This window comes from Paenibacillus sp. FSL F4-0100 (assembly GCF_037993005.1).
GTDB lineage: Bacteria > Bacillota > Bacilli > Paenibacillales > Paenibacillaceae > Paenibacillus_AQ.
The window spans coordinates 2,468,647-2,483,876 of record NZ_CP150303.1; the positions used below are offsets into that span (position 1 = coordinate 2,468,647).

A 15,230-nucleotide genomic window follows, 5' to 3' on the forward strand; every position below is an offset into this window, starting at 1 on the left:
ATGGGCGTTGTGGAAATAAGAGAGAAGACAGCGCCAAGGCAGAGGAATACCCGATCTTCCGACAGGGTGCTGGAGATCGGCCTGTATGTATTCGCTGTCTTGATGCTGATTGTGTTGATCTACCCCCTATACTTCATCATCATTGCTTCGTTCAGTGAGCCGGCGGCGGTTGCGAATGGACAGGTATGGCTTTGGCCCAAGGATTTTACGCTGGCAGGCTATCAAGAATTGCTGAAGCACTCTAATATATGGATTGGGTACCGAAATACGATTGTGTATACGATTGTAGGTACCGCCATCGGCTTGGTGGTTAACATTTCTGCGGCTTACGCGCTCTCGCGAAAAGACCTCGTAGGCCGCAAATATATATCGCTGCTCTTTATTTTTACGATGTTCTTTAATGGCGGTTTGATTCCGACCTTTATGACGATCCGCGATTTCCATCTGTACGATACGTTTCTTGTCATGGTGCTGCCGTTTTCGGTTGCAGCCTTTAACATCATCGTGGCACGGACTTTTTTCCAGAGCAGTATTCCGGAGGATTTATGGGAGGCGGCCCAGCTGGATGGCTGCGGAAATCTGAGATATTTCGTGACCATCGTGATTCCGCTATCGAAAGCAGTCATCTCGGTCATTGCCTTGTGGACGGCCGTGGGTCATTGGAACTCCTATTTCAATGCCCTGATCTATCTAAAAGATACGAACCTGTACCCGCTGCAGCTCATTTTGCGAAATATTCTGGTTACCAACCAGATGCAATCCGCTATGGGTACCGGAGAGGCCGCGGCCATAGCGCTGCGACTCGCCAATATTATGCGTTATGCGGTCATTATCGTCGCAACGGTACCGATTATGTGCATCTACCCGTTCGTGCAGAAGTATTTCAATCAGGGGGTGATGATCGGAGCCGTGAAGTCGTAAAGCCGGATAGATCTATTAAAAACAATAATTGGGGGAATGGTTGAATGGGAACAAATAAGGCAATGAGGAGACATCGTCTGAAGCTGGCTGCCGTCATCATGTTGGCCGGAGTACTGCTGTTAAACCTGGCGGGCTGCAGCGGCGGCAAGAGCAATGATACCAATACGGATGCCGAATCGGCTTTTAACAAAGAAGGTCTGCCGATTGTCAATGAGCCGATAACGCTGGATGTGCTGACCGTTCGCTGGGGCAACATGGGAGATACATTCCTCCAGAACCAGTGGCTCAAGGATTTAGAGAAGGAGACGAATGTCAAAATCAATTGGCAAATCATGTCCTCTAATGATTGGGGAGAGCAAAAATCGATCATGCTGGCGAGCGGAACGCTGCCGGATATTATTTTCGGCGATATCGTATTCAGCGATTCCGATATCGTGAACAACCTGTCGTATTTCCGCCCGCTGGATGACTACATCGATCAATACATGCCGAACCTGAAAGCGGCGCTGGAAGAAACGCCCGAGATGAAAAAGATGAGCACATTCCCGGACGGGAAAATCTACTCCTTGCCGGCGCGGCTGCCGTCAAGGCCGAAAGCATCGATCCAGCCGATCATTAACAAAACATGGCTCGACCAGCTCGGACTGGATATTCCGGACAACACAGACGAGCTGTACGAGGTGTTCAAAGCGTTTAAAGAACAGGATCCAAACGGCAATGGCAAGGCCGATGAGATTCCGGTCAGCGGATCGGGGAACATCAGCATCGACCTGCTGAATCCGTTCGGCATCACGGACATTAACGGCAACAGCATGATGGTCATCGATAACGAGCCCGTGTTCTACCCGGTGATGGAGAACTACAAGGAAGCGATCAAGTGGGCGCATAAGCTGTATTCGGAAGGCCTGATCGACCAGGAGATCTTCACGCAGGACAGCACCATGTCCACGGCGAAGCATCAGAATCCGGATGCGGCGCTGATCGGTTTCTCCAACCAATGGGTGCCGGATGCGGTGTTCGGGAAGTGGAAGGATCAATATATTGCGATTCCGTCCATCGCCGGACCTGACGGAAAAAGGTATCAGGGCGGCGAGCCTCAAGGCATGAGCCTGCGGAGAAACGAGTTCCTTATCACCACGTCGAACAAGTATCCGGAAATTTCGGCTCGCTTCGCGGACCAGTTCTACACCAATGAAGCGAGCATCCAGAATTTCTGGGGAGCCATCGGCACGGTGATTCAGAAAAACGACGATGGGACGTTTACGCTCATGAGTCCGCCGGAAGGCACGAGTGCGGATGCGTGGTACTGGGAGCAATCCGTAAGGGATTTCGGTCCCAAGTATGTAAGCCCCAGCTTTGAGAAAAATATCATTCTGGATGAGACCACGGGCGATGGCTTGAAGCTGGTCATCGACAAGCTGGGCAGCGAATACGTAACGACGCCGTTCCCGAACGTGATGTACAGCGCCGAAGAATTCCAGGAGCTGCCTACGCTGACAACGGATATCGACGGTTATGTCGGCACCACCCGCGCGAAGTGGATATCCGAAGGCAATATCGATGCGGAATGGGATGCATACGTCAAGCAGCTGAACGATATGGGCCTTGAGCGGCTGGTACAAATCCGCAAGGAAGCCTATCAGCGGTATATCAGCGTGAAGTAGGGATTAGTTGTATGTCAGTGCTGCCCCGCAGATCGAAATGCTGCGGGGCAGCAACTTTTCGAAGGGTGACGAAACGGTGGTTTATTTTATACGATCAGCTTCAACGGAGAAGGCGGAATTGTTTTGGAGAAGCGAAGCGTGCCCCTGAAAGCTTTCCATCGGAAAGCTCGCAACGAAAGCATATGCTATCCCCGGATTTCAACATCATTAAATTTAATTCCGAAAAAATCCGGGGGTAACAGGGATCGGAAAAACAATCCGGATTCGTAGTGATGAATGGGCAACTATCAAACTACAGGAGGCAACCATGAGGAAACATCAAAGTCACGGTGTGGAATGGAATACCGGCATGAGAAACATAATGAACAGGTAGCCAGCCTATATCCGAACGGCATATTCAATCCTAGTGATAGATAGATTTATAAACAAGGAGTGTTTCGATGATGAATAAATTTCGAATCGGCTTAATCGGTTTGGGCGGGATGGCGCAGGAGCACATCCGCTGGATGAATGAAGAGAACATCTATCAGTTCGTGGCCGTGAGCGACGTCAATGGGGAAGCCGTGGAAAGAGTAGGTCATCAGCTGGGGATTGAGGACGGCAAGCGCTATGCGAATTTCAAGGATTTAATTGAAGATCCTGATGTCGATGCCGTCATTTCGGTTACGCCCAACAACGTGCACGCCGATATCATCAGCGCATGCTTGCAAGCGGGTAAGCCTTTCTTGGCGGAAAAACCATTTACGCGAGTCTTCGAAGAGGCCATCTCCTTGCTGGAGCTGTATGAGAAACAGCCCGTCCCCGCCATGATCGGGTTTACGTACCGTTATACGCCCGCTTTTCGTTATGCCAGGGAACTGATCCGTACAGGCAAGCTGGGTACGGTCCGTCACTTCTCCATTCAGTACTTGCAGGGGTTTGGCGTGCCGAACCAGCAGGTTCCCTACATGTGGAGATACAACAAAGGCATCACAGGGACGGGGACCCTGGGAGATTTAGGTTCGCATATGATCGATATGGCCCGATTTCTGTTTGGAGAATTTGAAGAAATTACGGCCCAGCTACATACCATCATCCCAGAACGTAGGGACCCGGTAACGGGAGCGATGGCCAAGATCGAAGTTGATGATTTCGCCAGCTTTCAGGCACGGATGACCGATGGCATGATGGGCGTGTTCCAGACATCACGCAATGCGTTCGGTTCAGGCAACCAGCATGAGGTGTCCATTTACGGCGATCATGGCACGGTCCACGCCAGCACATTGGATCCGGAACGGGTGGTATGGATTCGCGAAGAAGAGCCCGGGCAGCTCGCTAGAACGACCATGGAAGTGCCGCAGCATTGCAAGGTCAAGCAGTATGCCGATTTTGCCGCGATATTGCGGGGGACGCCTACCGATGGAGTCCCCGGGTTTATGGACGGATACCGGAATCAAGAGGTGCTGGATGCGGTCGTTAGAGCAAGCGAGACCAAGGCCGTGGTAGAGCTTCGAAATACGGGCCAACGAATCCAGAGTTTGTCATAACGTCTTGCCCATCCAGATATACAGCGCCATCAAAGTGAACAGAAACAGGCAAAAGTTAACGCTTACAAATAATCCGCGAAGTACAGCGGAGCGGTGGAATTGAAATGGAGTTTTAAGCTCACCCGTACCTTCGATTAGGAATAAGATCAGTACCGTGTGAATGATCGTATGGCCAATGACTTCTTTGTAACCGAATACAAGGCTTGTCATAATAAAAATGCCAGATACCAGCAGAGCGGTGAATCGGCTCATGATGCCTACGATAAATGCCCACGCTAGCCCTATTTCGACAAAAGCGCTGATCATGACGAAATGCTCAATGGTAAATCCGAAGGTAGGAAGTCCGTAGCTGCCCATTACGGTGCAAGCAAGCTCGGGGATGGTCAGCTTTTCCATAGCAAGCCAAGCAAGGGACATGCCCGTGCATATATACATGACGGGAGGAGCCGTTCTTTTTATTGGAGTGCCGCACACAAACAGATAATATACAATACCGAGATAGATTAAATAATCGATGGAATGAAAAATGCCGTAGGTTAATGAAGCTTGTAGATAGAGCAAGAATAGGATGGCACCGCTCACCGGCAATGTGCGTTTATAGAGCAGGCAGGCTGCGGCGGCGGAGAGACCGAGGATAATCCACATGGAATTGGTTTTGAACTCGGGTGCCAGGTATGAGCCGCTCAGAAGCTGCAGCACCAGGCCGATGGCCAGCCCTATGCGCAGAATGACTTCGGAATGGGGCCTTAGTCTGTGCAGCCATTGGTGAATTTTCATGATGGGCCTCATCTTACCCAGGGGATCGTGAAAGGCACAGGTGAGTAATAGGATCAACAATGTAAACGCTAACCAAAACAGGAACGTCAGCGTAACGATACGCGGAAAGGGCAGGGGGACCCATTCAAAGTTGTCCGTAAACCATTTGACATGAATATAGATGTTGCTAATATTGGAGAAATGCATTACCATTCAATCAGTTCCTCCCTTAACCAACTCTAGTCACCTATCCAAGATAATACAATATTAGATAAAAAAGTATATTCTTGGATGAATATATCCCCCATTTTGAAAATATTATCCCTTAAGAGCATTCATAGACAGCATTTGACTTTACAGTCATAGCATCACCAAACAAGCCGATCCATCCGGATCGGCTGTTTTTATGTCTCATGTCCTTAGGATGCCTTATTCTATATTGTTAACATTTCGGGCTGACAAAGTTCAAGAGAATTTTCTGGATTTCATGCGGGAAGAACTCCTTTAGCGATGCGATGGTTTTGCTATAATGATGTGAGCAAGCGATTTAAGTCAGGGAAAAGGGTGAAGAAGATGAATGAAACGCAATACATAAGGGATACGCCCACGAAGATCAGGAAAGGACAGGGAGCGGTGCTCATGCTGCAGGGCACCGCTTCGGATGTAGGCAAGAGCATCGTAACGACGGCGCTATGCCGCATATTTCTACAGGATGGTTATCGTACGGCTCCATACAAATCGCAAAATATGGCTCTTAATTCCTACGTGACGCTGGATGGCAAAGAGATCGGCAGAGCACAGGGCGTGCAGGCCGAAGCCTGCGGCATTGCCGCAACAACGGACATGAATCCGATCCTGATCAAGCCGATAAAGGACATGTTTTCGCAAATCGTGATCCACGGCGTTCCACACATGCAGATGAGTGCGATGGATTACAGGACGCAGTTCCTGCCGAAGGCCAAAGAGATTGTGCTGGATGCACTGGATCGTCTACGGGAGAGCTACGATATCGTTGTCATGGAGGGCGCGGGAAGTCCTGCGGAGATCAATCTTAAGGATCGGGACATTGTTAACATGAATTTGGCAGGATGGGCGGATTCACCGGTTATTCTGGTTGCGGATATCGATCGCGGCGGCGTGTTCGCTTCCATTGTAGGTACGCTTGAACTGCTCGAGCCCCATGAGATGGCCAGGGTCAAAGGGTTTATCATTAACAAGTTCCGTGGGGATTTAGCACTGCTTCAGCCGGGACTGGACTGGCTTGAAGAGCGGACAGGCCTTCCCGTGCTGGGCGTGCTCCCCTATATTCAGGACATGCGAATCGAGGCCGAGGATTCGGTTGTACTGGATGAGCTTCAATATCAAAGACAGGAAAAACGCGACCTCGATATTGTCGTTATCCGGTGTCCGCGTATTTCGAATTTTACGGATGTTGAAACGCTGCGCTGGGAGCCGGATGTTGTCGTTCGCTTTGTCCAATCGGTGGATGAACTTGGCACGCCGGACGTCATTATTTTGCCTGGCACCAAGGATACGATCAGTGACCTCGGGTTCCTTCAGGATCGGGGCCTGGCCGATGCGATCTTGAGGCAGACGCAGCAGCGGGATGTGCAGTTGGTTGGCATCTGCGGAGGATATCAAATGCTGGGCGAGCAGCTGTCGGATCCGCATGCGGTCGAAGGGAGCGTTCGGGAAACAAAGGGGCTCGGCCTGCTGCCGATTCGGACTTCTTTTTTAAAGCATAAAAGGACGGTTCGGGTGAAAGGGGAGTTGTTACAGCAACATCCGCTGAGGTTCGTTATATCGGATACAGAGGCTGATTCGACGATTTCGGCTTATGAAATCCATATGGGCGTGACCGAATGGAGCGCCGTGTCTGACGGCTCAGGACACCGCCCGCTTTTTTCGATTGAAGCAGATGGCACAGATTCTTTAAAGGCAATAGAAGATATTCAGCCGCACATTGAAGGGATTGCTACTTCTGATGGCCGTATATGGGGAAGCTATTTGCATGGCTTGTTTGACAACGATGTCTTCCGCAGGTCCTGGCTGAACGGCATTCGGATAAAGAGGGGTCTGATTCCAATTCCGGAAACGTTCAAAGCAGAAGAACGCAAATTCGCGGAATTTGACCGTGTAGCGGACATCGTTCGTAATCATGTGGATATGAAAAAAATATATGAAATCATCGGTTATGCGCATTGAAAGATGGGGAATGCATCCGATTATTCGGGTAATAATGATGAATAGGAAGATAACACCATGCACACGGCATGGTGTTATTTGCGTGGAGCGAAAAGAAAAAAGTTGATTAATTATAGGATAGGGGGGTATACTAAATATAGAAGCAGATGAAAATTCATCTTGCAGTATATCCCATGATTGGAGTGATAGCCCATGTTGAATAAGAAGGGCACCATACTAACCTTAACGGGCATACTTGCTTTTGGATTGTTGACAGCATGCGATAACGCGAAGCAGGCCCCTGATACGGGCGGTCATGGCGGAAACCATGAAAAGGAAAGCGGAAGCCAGGAAACGAACGGGCACAGTGAACACGCTGGCGGTCATGAAACGGCCTCAGATCATTACAACGCTGCATTTACATGGAATGAACCGGCAAGAGCAGGCGCTGAATCTGAGCTGACGATCCAAATTACGGATAAAGACGGTGGACCTGTCCAGGATTTTGATGTCAATCATGAGAAACTCCTGCATCTGATCATAGTGAATCGCGATTTGTCCTTCTTCAACCATATTCATCCGGATTACAAGGAGAATGGCGTATTTACCGTGAACACGACATTCCCGGCTGGCGGCGAATATAAATTGTTCGCAGATTTTGTGCCTAAGGGTGCTGGAGGGACCACGCTTAGCGAATGGGTTCAGATTGAGGGAGAAGCAGGGAAACCCTCGGCGATTCAACCAGATTCCAGCCTGATCAAACAAGTAAACGGCAAGGAAATTGAGCTGAGTTTAAGCAATACTTTATCGAATGAAGAGGTTGTGCTCACCTATCATATTCAGGATGCGCAGACGAAGCAAGAAATCAACAACCTCGAGCCTTATCTGGGCGCAGTCGGGCACGTTGTCATTCTGTCCGCAGACGCTGAGCAGTACATCCATGTGCATCCTCTAGACGAGCAGAGTACAGGACCCAAAGCGGAATTTGCTACTACCTTCCCCCACAGCGGTATCTACAAGATCTGGGGACAATTTCAGCATCAGGGTGAAGTGATGACCGTGCCTTTTGTCGTTGAGATACAATAATTTCAGTTTAAGGAGTGATCGATATGACAGAACCATTGAAAATCTACACCATCCCCACTTGCAGCGATTGCCATCATGCCAAGCGTTACTTCAAGGAGCAGGAGGTTCCGTATACGGAGTATGATTGCACACAGAACCCGGAATATCCGGAAGAAGTGCGACGGTTGACGGGAAAACAGATTGTGCCTACGATCGTTATTGGTGACAACGTATTTATTGGATTTGCCGATAACTTTCAGGAAATCCGGGAATTGATTAAATAAATAAGGGTTCATGGAAGTGAAGAAGAAGCATGGATCGTTCCCCGCGGGAGGATCTATGCTTCTTTTAACGTGCGTCTATTTTCACACCGCGCCAATGGCCATAATTGCAACTCGGAGAAGATGTTCATGAAATTTGATGCTACACCATATAAAACGTAAATAATGAGGTATTGTACGGCCAGAATGTTCGTTTTCATCAGTTTTTTAATGGTAATTCGCAGGTGTAAATAATCAGTAGCGGTGTTATTATATGGGTTGCGTCTTTTGGAAAAGATCGCTGCGGTAAGCGTTGATAGCCCATTGAAATTTCTTGAAACGATTCGGAATATACCACGTATCAATACTCACTGCTTAGATGGAAGGGGTAGACACACAGTGGATAATGGAATGAACGTTATTTTGTTTGAAAAGAAGCCGGACGGTGAGCTGGTGCAGATTGAAGAACGGTCATGGACGATGAACATGGTCGCTGCACTGGAGCATGTAAATTATATCGTTGTTGGCGGCCGGGAATATGAAACGATTGAAGGCAGATTAAATGTAGACACAGGCAAACTTGAGCTTCTGCTCGTTCCGATGCGGAACGATTAATCTTGTCCGAAAGGAGAAACCATCTTGAGTAATGAAAGAGACAAAAAAGATCAGCCAACATCCAAATGGCTGACGCCGGAAGGCAAACCGATTCGGGTCCTGTCGAGCTCGCTGGGCATTGCCTTGTTGGCGAACGCATTTCTGGTATCGGGCGCGGCAGCGAAAGACCTTGCTTCGGAAGCGGTTACTTCATCCGAAGAGCCGCAGCTGGTGTCCTGGTCGACAGAAGAAGTGAAGAAGTATTTTGACAAGAATGTGGATTGGAACATTCCGTTTCCTAGTGAGGAAAAATTCCAGGAAGAGCCGGTAGAAGGAGCCGCTGCAGGATCGGGTTCGGGCGGCGGAACAACGATCGTCAACAACTATGGCGGGTACAATTCCGGTTTCGGCTGGGATGACTTGCTGCTCTATCACATGTTGTTTAACAATGGTTCCTATTATTCATCCAGCGGATGGTACAACAATCATCGCGGTTATTATGCGAATAACGGCAAGCCTTATAAACCCCGCACGTATTCGAGTGGTACGTTCCAGAATAAACCGGTGGTGAACTCCAATGTTCGCCCGAAAACCTCCACTTCATCGTCAGGAACGATTACGCGCCGCTCCACGTCGTCCAAGTCTGGTGGCATCGGCGGCAATTCCAGCGGGTTCAGTTCCTCGGGTTCGAAATCCAGCTCCAGATCCGGCGGTTTTGGAGGATGAGTCACGACAGCGTATTCACCGTATCGGGACAGCCTGGCCCCAATCGGGATGGGCGGGTATCTGAGCTCGCGGAGCTCGGCTTTACCTGGGCGGATCTGGAAGGGGAAGCCTACTGGATAGACCAGATCGTCACCATACGTCAAGAGACCTATCGTGAGCTGGAAGAAGCAGCCGCGATATTATGGGCCATGTTGGACAAAACCGTTCGATATATTCATCGCAATCATCATATATACAGCTTGATTGGCATTCCGCCTATCCTGTGGCAGATGCTGGACGAATGTCCGCTGCCAAAAGAGGGATTGATCAGCCGGTATGCCAGGTTTGATTTTGCTATTGCCCATGATGGCAGCATCAAGCTGCTGGAGCTGAATGCGGACACGCCTACAGGTTATGTTGAGGCTTCCATTGCAACGCCGTGGATGTGCCGTCAGGTCGGTATTGTCTCTCCCAACGAACGGATGCAAGAGCTGGTCGCACAAGCGTGGGGAGCAGAGCGTCCGGATACGGCTGCCTGCATCGCTTATGGCGAACATAAAGAGGACTCCGGTACGATCGAAGCGTTGGTTCGGCACAGCGGGCTGGATATCCGACTGGTGGATTGTCTTGATCTGTGGGTGGATGAAGGTATGTTGAAGGACGGCGATGGCCGGGAGATTCACCGGATGTTCGCCCTATATCCGAAGGAGTGGATGTCCGTCGATGATGGCGGAGATGCGCTTGCTTATGCCATCGAGACGGGACGCCTGCAGCTGTTCAACTCGCCGCACAGCATTTTACTGCAATCCAAAGGACTGCTTGCCGCCATGTGGGGGATGTATGAGCTGGGCCTTTTGTTCGATGAGACAGAACGGGAAGCCATCGTCAATTATATGCTGCCCACTTACAACAAACCGGTATTCTCCGGTAATTTTGTGTCCAAGTCGATGTTCGGCCGCGAGGGTGGTTCTGTCAAGCTGTACGACCAGGCCGGACAAATCGAGGTAGAGGATCAGGACGGATATGATACAAGTGTCATGTTTCCGACGGTCTATCAGCGGAGGGCAGACCTGGCTCGCATCGAGACGGCGGAAGGCCATTTTCATTTACTGACAGGATTGTTCGTCCTGAATGGCACCCCTTGCGGTTTGCTGGGACGTGCGGGCGGTTTGATTACGGGTAATTCCAGCCATTTTATCGCAATGGGAGTGAAATAAATGCAGTTGAAACAAGATAGAAGGCAGCATAGCGGTGCTCCTAAGGGAAAGAGGAAACCTCCGGTCGTTCTGGCGGTACTACTATTATCCCTCATGGTCTTGGCGCTGAGTGCATGCTCCAATGGGTCCACGGTATTTCATACCGGATCGGAGGAAGTATCTTCAACCTCTGCTCGCGTGCCTTGGGACTACCGGATCATTGAAGGAACCGTCGGTGATTTGATTGGCGGCGACATGACCGTGCTGCCGGATAACGAGCTCCTGCCGAACGATAACAACTATGCTACCGGGGACAAAATTTGGACGCTTCAATTCATGGATGCGGAGCTTACCACGGATGCGAATCAACGTAATGATATCCGGTTATCGTCTTGGCAGACCCTTAAGTCGTTCAAGGACAAAAAGACGGCAGAATCGGATTTGACCAACCTGAAAGTCACGGTCAAAACTGACGTGAAGCTGGTTGGGGTTTATAAAACAACGTATAAAAAAGACACCAGGCATTTTGCTGTCATCGAACTGCCGACGGGCAATCGGATCAAGCAGCCGATCGATGAGAAGCGTTATGCCGCAATGGAAAAGAAGGACAAGGTTGATGTTGTATTGGAGGAAGTGCATGATTTCGCCGATTACGACTTGGCCTATGCAAAATTTCGGGGGTGGTCGGATTGACGGTCGTCATTAATATTGTAGTAAGTGTAATCTGCATTATCGTGCTTCAATTACTGGGTATGTTGATTTTCAGCTGGATGACCCGATTTAACGACATGGAAGAGCTGAAGAAAGGCAATGTCGCGGTTGGTCTTGCCTTTGGCGGCAAGTTTATGGCAACTGCCATTATTCTGGGCATATCGGCGTATACGAATTCATCGATCTGGCACATGATACTGTGGTTTGTCGTCGGGTATGTATGCTTGATCGTTGCCTATTGGGTATTCGAGCTGGCTACGCCGGGTCTTAAACTCTCCGAGCACCTGCAAAAGGGGAATGTAGCGATCGGCATTCTGCTTGCGATGGTGTTTATCGGGACGGCCTTTGCAATCAGCAGCCTGATTATTTAGGTCAAATCGCACCATTTTCTTGGAGAGGAGCAGGAACGTGCACTTTTTTCTAAGATTATCTTTGAAAATGATGCGTCTGCGCAAAACAACGATCAGCGTTCTTGTGGTACTGTTTGTGGTGCTGTGCTCGACCCTGGCATTTCTGCTGGAGCCCGAAACCTTTCACCATTGGTTTAACGCCCTTTATTGGGTGCTTACCACGATGGCAACCGTAGGTTATGGCGATTACTATGCAGCTACGGTGCCAGGCAAGATATTAACGATATTCATCTATATCTTTGGCATCGGGCTGTTGAGTTTGGTCATCGGTAAGGTGATCGAATCGTTTGGAAGCATGCAGCGGCAGAGAGGAGCGGGCAGGTTGAATTTTAAGGGTAGTGGTCATGTCATCATAATCAATTGGAGCAAAAAAGCAATGTCCGCGATCGATGAGATTTTGTCGTATTCGCCGGAGTCCGAGATTGTGGTCATTGATGATACCAGTCAGCATCCTGTCGAACATCTCGAACAGGTTCATTTTGTAAGCGGCGATCCTGCAGCGGATGACGTGCTGATGAGAGCCAACATCCTGGAGGCCAAATCGGCCATAGTCTTTGCGGATGCTCGGATTGACGAATCGGCTCTCGTGGACGGCAAGTCGCTGCTGATTGTTTCCAGCATTGAACGGATTGCGCCAAATGTACATACCACGGTGGAGATCGTGCAGGAGAAGCATGTTCAGAATTTCCGCTACAATCATGTGAACGAGTTTGTGCTCTCGCACGATGCCGTGTCCCGATTAGCCGTACGCGCGGCCCTGCAGGAAGGAAACTCAGATGTGCTGATGCAGCTGTTGAGCCGCCAGCATGGCGATGATATTTACGAAGTGGCTTTAAATCCTGCATGGAATACTTACGGCGATGCCTTTCAGGATTTGCTGCGGCAAGGAGCGACGCTTATATCCGATCGCAACGACCTCAGCATCAACCGCAAGCTCGATGTGCCGATTCCGCGGGATGCGAGATTGTATGTGGTTTCGGACGAGGCGACCTATAAGCGGATTACCGGCAAGCTTGCTTGATAGGTGGATAAGTAAAATTTTGAACAATGGGGCTGTCCCAAAAGCAGGTCTACATACTTGACGAGATAGCTCGCCTTATGAAAAAAAACGTTACAAATAAAGAAATGGCAGTACAGAGGAGAACATCCCTGAACCGTCATTTCTTTGTTTTGGTCTATTGCCGCCTTCTTCAGCAGGTTATGGGTGAGCGAAAGCCACCCGACCTCTGGGCGCACTTTGGACAAGCGCCAGGTCATTGACGTCAAGTGCGGTATCGTCTTTCTGTAAAAATCACTGCTATCCAGCGTGATTGCCTTTATACTGGAAACTGAAAGAGTACCATACTTGGTACCGGCGTCGGAGCGGGTGCCGTGGTGGACGGCAAGCTGATCCATGGCCTGTCCCAATGGGACATATTATTGTTCGCCTCCGGAGGACACCTACGAAGGCACGTGTCCGTACCATAAGGATTGCCTTGAGGGCTTGGCAGCCGGCCCGTCGCTCGGTAGACGCTGGGGCATGGCCGGCGCGGCATGCCTATCCCTTGGTCGCTTGATGGATAAAGGATTTTTCCCTTTATATAAACGCCTATAAAATTTGGATTGTTCTACAATTGACTTAGGCAGAAGTTCGGGTATACCATACTATGGTAGATTGCCCGATGATGTTGTATCCACTTCATAGTTTCACAAGGAGTAATCATTATGACAATAAAGGCTATATTGATCGGCGCCGGTGTCCGCGGTGCGAACGTTTACGCACCTTATGCTAGGAATCACCCGGATCAATTGCAGTTTGTCGCAGTAGCAGAACCGGATCCGATACGAAGATCTTCGTTTGCGATGCAGTACCATATACCGGATGACCAGATCTACGAGGATTGGCGCGATGTGCTTCAGAAGCCTAGGTTTGCCGATGCTGTCTGGATCTGTACCCAAGATCGTATGCATTATGATGTTGCCATGCTTGCTCTTCGGCAAGGGTATCACGTCCTGCTCGAGAAGCCTATTTCCCCTTCCCCGCTGGAATGCCTGGAGCTGGAGGAGACGGCCCGAAAGAGCAACCGTTTACTGACTATCTGCCATGTTCTTCGCTATACCCCATTTTGGTCCGGCATTCACCGGATTATTGAACGGGGCGATATCGGCAGGGTGGTGGATATTCAACTCAGAGAAAATATTGGATACGCGCATATGGCCCACAGCTATGTTCGCGGCAATTGGAATAATACAGCTTCGGCGAGTCCGATGATTTTGGCCAAGTCCTGCCATGACCTGGATTTGATCTCTTGGCTGATGGGGCAGGACTGCGTACGCCTTACTTCTTTCGGATCGCTGTTTCACTTTACCAAAGACCAGGCGCCGGAGGGGGCGACGGAGCGTTGCTCTAGCGGCTGCCCGCATCTGAAGGATTGTTGTTATGTGGATCTCCGCTACTATATGGGAGAAGGCCGGCGGAGAGCCAAGCATTTTTCGGACGATCTGTCCGATGCAATGATTCGGAGACAGCTGCCGAATACGCCGTACGGGCGCTGCGTCTATCACTGTGACAATGACGTCGTCGATCATCAAAACGTCAACATGCAGTTCCAGAACGGCGCAACGGCATCATTCTCGTTGTCCGCGTTTACGCATGACAGCTCTCGTACGGTTCAGATTTCAGGGACGCGCGGCGAGATCCGGGGGAATATGGCAAGACAGGAGTTTACGGTATATTCCTTCGTGGATGGCGGGAGCACGGAGATCCGGGTTGAAGACGAGGGTCGCGAAGGAACCGATTCGATGCTGAACGAGTTTTGCGAGCAGGTCAACTGCTTTACGGGCAGTTCCCTAACCTCGGCTTCCGCTTCGATTCAGAGTCACATGATGGCATTTGCGGCAGAGGAATCCCGCTTGAATGAAGGGCAGTGCATTGAGCTAGGAAAGTTGATTACCAATTACAGAGAGGAAGCCAGCATTTTCCGAAACTCGAATGAAAACGGCGTCAATCGTTACTGCACCGTATGAAGACGGGGGTGCTCCAGAGTCAAACCATGACTTTTGGACATCCCTATTTTTGGTCTGGCTGCCCATTAAGGGATTGACATTCGGATTTGCTTGGATTAATATGGCTTAAATATTACGAACACTTAGAAAAGCGATGAAGAGAAGAGTAGTTAAGATACGTTGTTTGCAGAGAGCTCCTGCCTGGTGAGAATGGAGCAGCAATGTTCTTAATGAACAAAGACTCAGAGCTGCG

15 protein-coding genes, 1 pseudogene and 1 other annotated feature (1 of these 17 running past the window's edge) are annotated in these 15,230 nt (G+C 49.8%); of the genes and pseudogenes, 14 read left to right on the top strand and 2 right to left on the bottom strand.

The genetic code is table 11. From position 1 onward, the window contains the following. From MHH48_RS10865 to MHH48_RS10875, 3 genes are all read left to right on the top strand, one after another. On the top strand, positions 1-921 hold the full coding sequence (locus MHH48_RS10865; RefSeq protein ID WP_076320799.1) for a carbohydrate ABC transporter permease: 921 nt from the start codon (positions 1-3) through the stop codon (positions 919-921). A 44-nt stretch (positions 922-965) separates the two neighbouring features. Then, positions 966-2,585: an extracellular solute-binding protein gene (locus tag MHH48_RS10870; protein WP_076320800.1), complete on the top strand. Its 1,620-nt coding sequence runs from the start codon at positions 966-968 to the stop codon at positions 2,583-2,585. A gap of 440 nt (positions 2,586-3,025) precedes the next feature. Continuing rightward, positions 3,026-4,111 carry a Gfo/Idh/MocA family oxidoreductase gene (locus tag MHH48_RS10875; protein WP_256720394.1) on the top strand — a complete coding sequence of 362 codons (1,086 nt, stop codon included), beginning with the start codon at positions 3,026-3,028 and terminating at the stop codon, positions 4,109-4,111. On the opposite strand, the gene MHH48_RS10880 is transcribed toward MHH48_RS10875, so the two are convergent. Then, a complete protein-coding gene (locus tag MHH48_RS10880; protein ID WP_083659543.1) occupies positions 4,106-5,080 on the bottom strand; it encodes a hypothetical protein in 975 nt (324 codons plus the stop codon). The genes MHH48_RS10875 and MHH48_RS10880 overlap by 6 nt on opposite strands. 360 nt (positions 5,081-5,440) lie before the next feature. Between MHH48_RS10880 and MHH48_RS10885 the strand changes: the two genes are divergently transcribed. From MHH48_RS10885 to MHH48_RS10925, 9 genes are all read left to right on the top strand, one after another. Continuing rightward, positions 5,441-7,072, top strand: coding sequence for a cobyric acid synthase (locus MHH48_RS10885; protein WP_076320801.1), 1,632 nt, complete (start codon positions 5,441-5,443; stop codon positions 7,070-7,072). Positions 7,073-7,264: 192 nt separating this feature from the next. Next, positions 7,265-8,137, top strand: coding sequence for a hypothetical protein (locus tag MHH48_RS10890; protein ID WP_076320802.1), 873 nt, complete (start codon positions 7,265-7,267; stop codon positions 8,135-8,137). A gap of 23 nt (positions 8,138-8,160) precedes the next feature. Further along, positions 8,161-8,400: a glutaredoxin family protein gene (locus tag MHH48_RS10895; RefSeq protein WP_076320803.1), complete on the top strand. Its 240-nt coding sequence runs from the start codon at positions 8,161-8,163 to the stop codon at positions 8,398-8,400. A gap of 375 nt (positions 8,401-8,775) precedes the next feature. After that, a complete protein-coding gene (locus MHH48_RS10900) occupies positions 8,776-8,991 on the top strand; it encodes a hypothetical protein (RefSeq protein WP_144023399.1) in 216 nt (71 codons plus the stop codon). A gap of 24 nt (positions 8,992-9,015) precedes the next feature. Next, a complete protein-coding gene (locus MHH48_RS10905) occupies positions 9,016-9,696 on the top strand; it encodes a hypothetical protein (protein WP_076320804.1) in 681 nt (226 codons plus the stop codon). Further along, positions 9,693-10,892, top strand: a complete 1,200-nt coding sequence (locus MHH48_RS10910) for a glutathionylspermidine synthase family protein (RefSeq protein ID WP_076320805.1) — start codon at positions 9,693-9,695, stop codon at positions 10,890-10,892. The genes MHH48_RS10905 and MHH48_RS10910 overlap by 4 nt, the downstream gene beginning before the upstream one ends. After that, positions 10,893-11,564, top strand: coding sequence for a hypothetical protein (locus tag MHH48_RS10915; RefSeq protein ID WP_076320806.1), 672 nt, complete (start codon positions 10,893-10,895; stop codon positions 11,562-11,564). It begins immediately after the preceding gene. Continuing rightward, positions 11,561-11,953, top strand: a complete 393-nt coding sequence (locus MHH48_RS10920) for a DUF350 domain-containing protein (RefSeq protein WP_076320807.1) — start codon at positions 11,561-11,563, stop codon at positions 11,951-11,953. Before MHH48_RS10915 ends, MHH48_RS10920 begins: the two co-directional genes overlap by 4 nt. A 37-nt stretch (positions 11,954-11,990) precedes the next feature. After that, entirely contained in the window at positions 11,991-13,013 is a 1,023-nt protein-coding gene (locus tag MHH48_RS10925; protein WP_076320808.1) for a potassium channel family protein, read from the top strand. On the opposite strand, the gene MHH48_RS10930 is transcribed toward MHH48_RS10925, so the two are convergent. After that, the gene (locus tag MHH48_RS10930) at positions 12,983-13,387 is read right to left on the bottom strand and encodes a hypothetical protein (protein WP_179090571.1); all 405 of its coding nucleotides are present in this window, start codon (positions 13,385-13,387) and stop codon (positions 12,983-12,985) included. The two genes, MHH48_RS10925 and MHH48_RS10930, sit on opposite strands and share 31 nt — an antisense overlap. Here MHH48_RS10930 and MHH48_RS10935 point away from each other — a divergent pair. Beyond that, positions 13,337-13,520, top strand: a pseudogene (locus tag MHH48_RS10935) (ROK family protein); the annotation flags it as partial. The gene MHH48_RS10930 and the pseudogene MHH48_RS10935 overlap by 51 nt on opposite strands. A gap of 173 nt (positions 13,521-13,693) precedes the next feature. Next, the gene (locus MHH48_RS10940) at positions 13,694-14,998 is read left to right on the top strand and encodes a Gfo/Idh/MocA family oxidoreductase (protein WP_144023400.1); all 1,305 of its coding nucleotides are present in this window, start codon (positions 13,694-13,696) and stop codon (positions 14,996-14,998) included. A 124-nt stretch (positions 14,999-15,122) separates the two neighbouring features. Further along, positions 15,123-15,230, top strand: a binding site (T-box leader) (it continues 161 nt past the right edge of the window).

Coding starts and splice junctions, on each gene's coding strand:
- MHH48_RS10865 (WP_076320799.1), top strand. CDS start 1: ATGGGCGTTGTGGAAATAAGAGAGAAGACAGCGCCAAGGCAGAGGAAT.
- MHH48_RS10870 (WP_076320800.1), top strand. CDS start 966: ATGGGAACAAATAAGGCAATGAGGAGACATCGTCTGAAGCTGGCTGCC.
- MHH48_RS10875 (WP_256720394.1), top strand. CDS start 3,026: ATGATGAATAAATTTCGAATCGGCTTAATCGGTTTGGGCGGGATGGCG.
- MHH48_RS10880 (WP_083659543.1), bottom strand. CDS start 5,080: ATGGTAATGCATTTCTCCAATATTAGCAACATCTATATTCATGTCAAA.
- MHH48_RS10885 (WP_076320801.1), top strand. CDS start 5,441: ATGAATGAAACGCAATACATAAGGGATACGCCCACGAAGATCAGGAAA.
- MHH48_RS10890 (WP_076320802.1), top strand. CDS start 7,265: ATGTTGAATAAGAAGGGCACCATACTAACCTTAACGGGCATACTTGCT.
- MHH48_RS10895 (WP_076320803.1), top strand. CDS start 8,161: ATGACAGAACCATTGAAAATCTACACCATCCCCACTTGCAGCGATTGC.
- MHH48_RS10910 (WP_076320805.1), top strand. CDS start 9,693: ATGAGTCACGACAGCGTATTCACCGTATCGGGACAGCCTGGCCCCAAT.
- MHH48_RS10915 (WP_076320806.1), top strand. CDS start 10,893: ATGCAGTTGAAACAAGATAGAAGGCAGCATAGCGGTGCTCCTAAGGGA.
- MHH48_RS10930 (WP_179090571.1), bottom strand. CDS start 13,387: ATGGATCAGCTTGCCGTCCACCACGGCACCCGCTCCGACGCCGGTACC.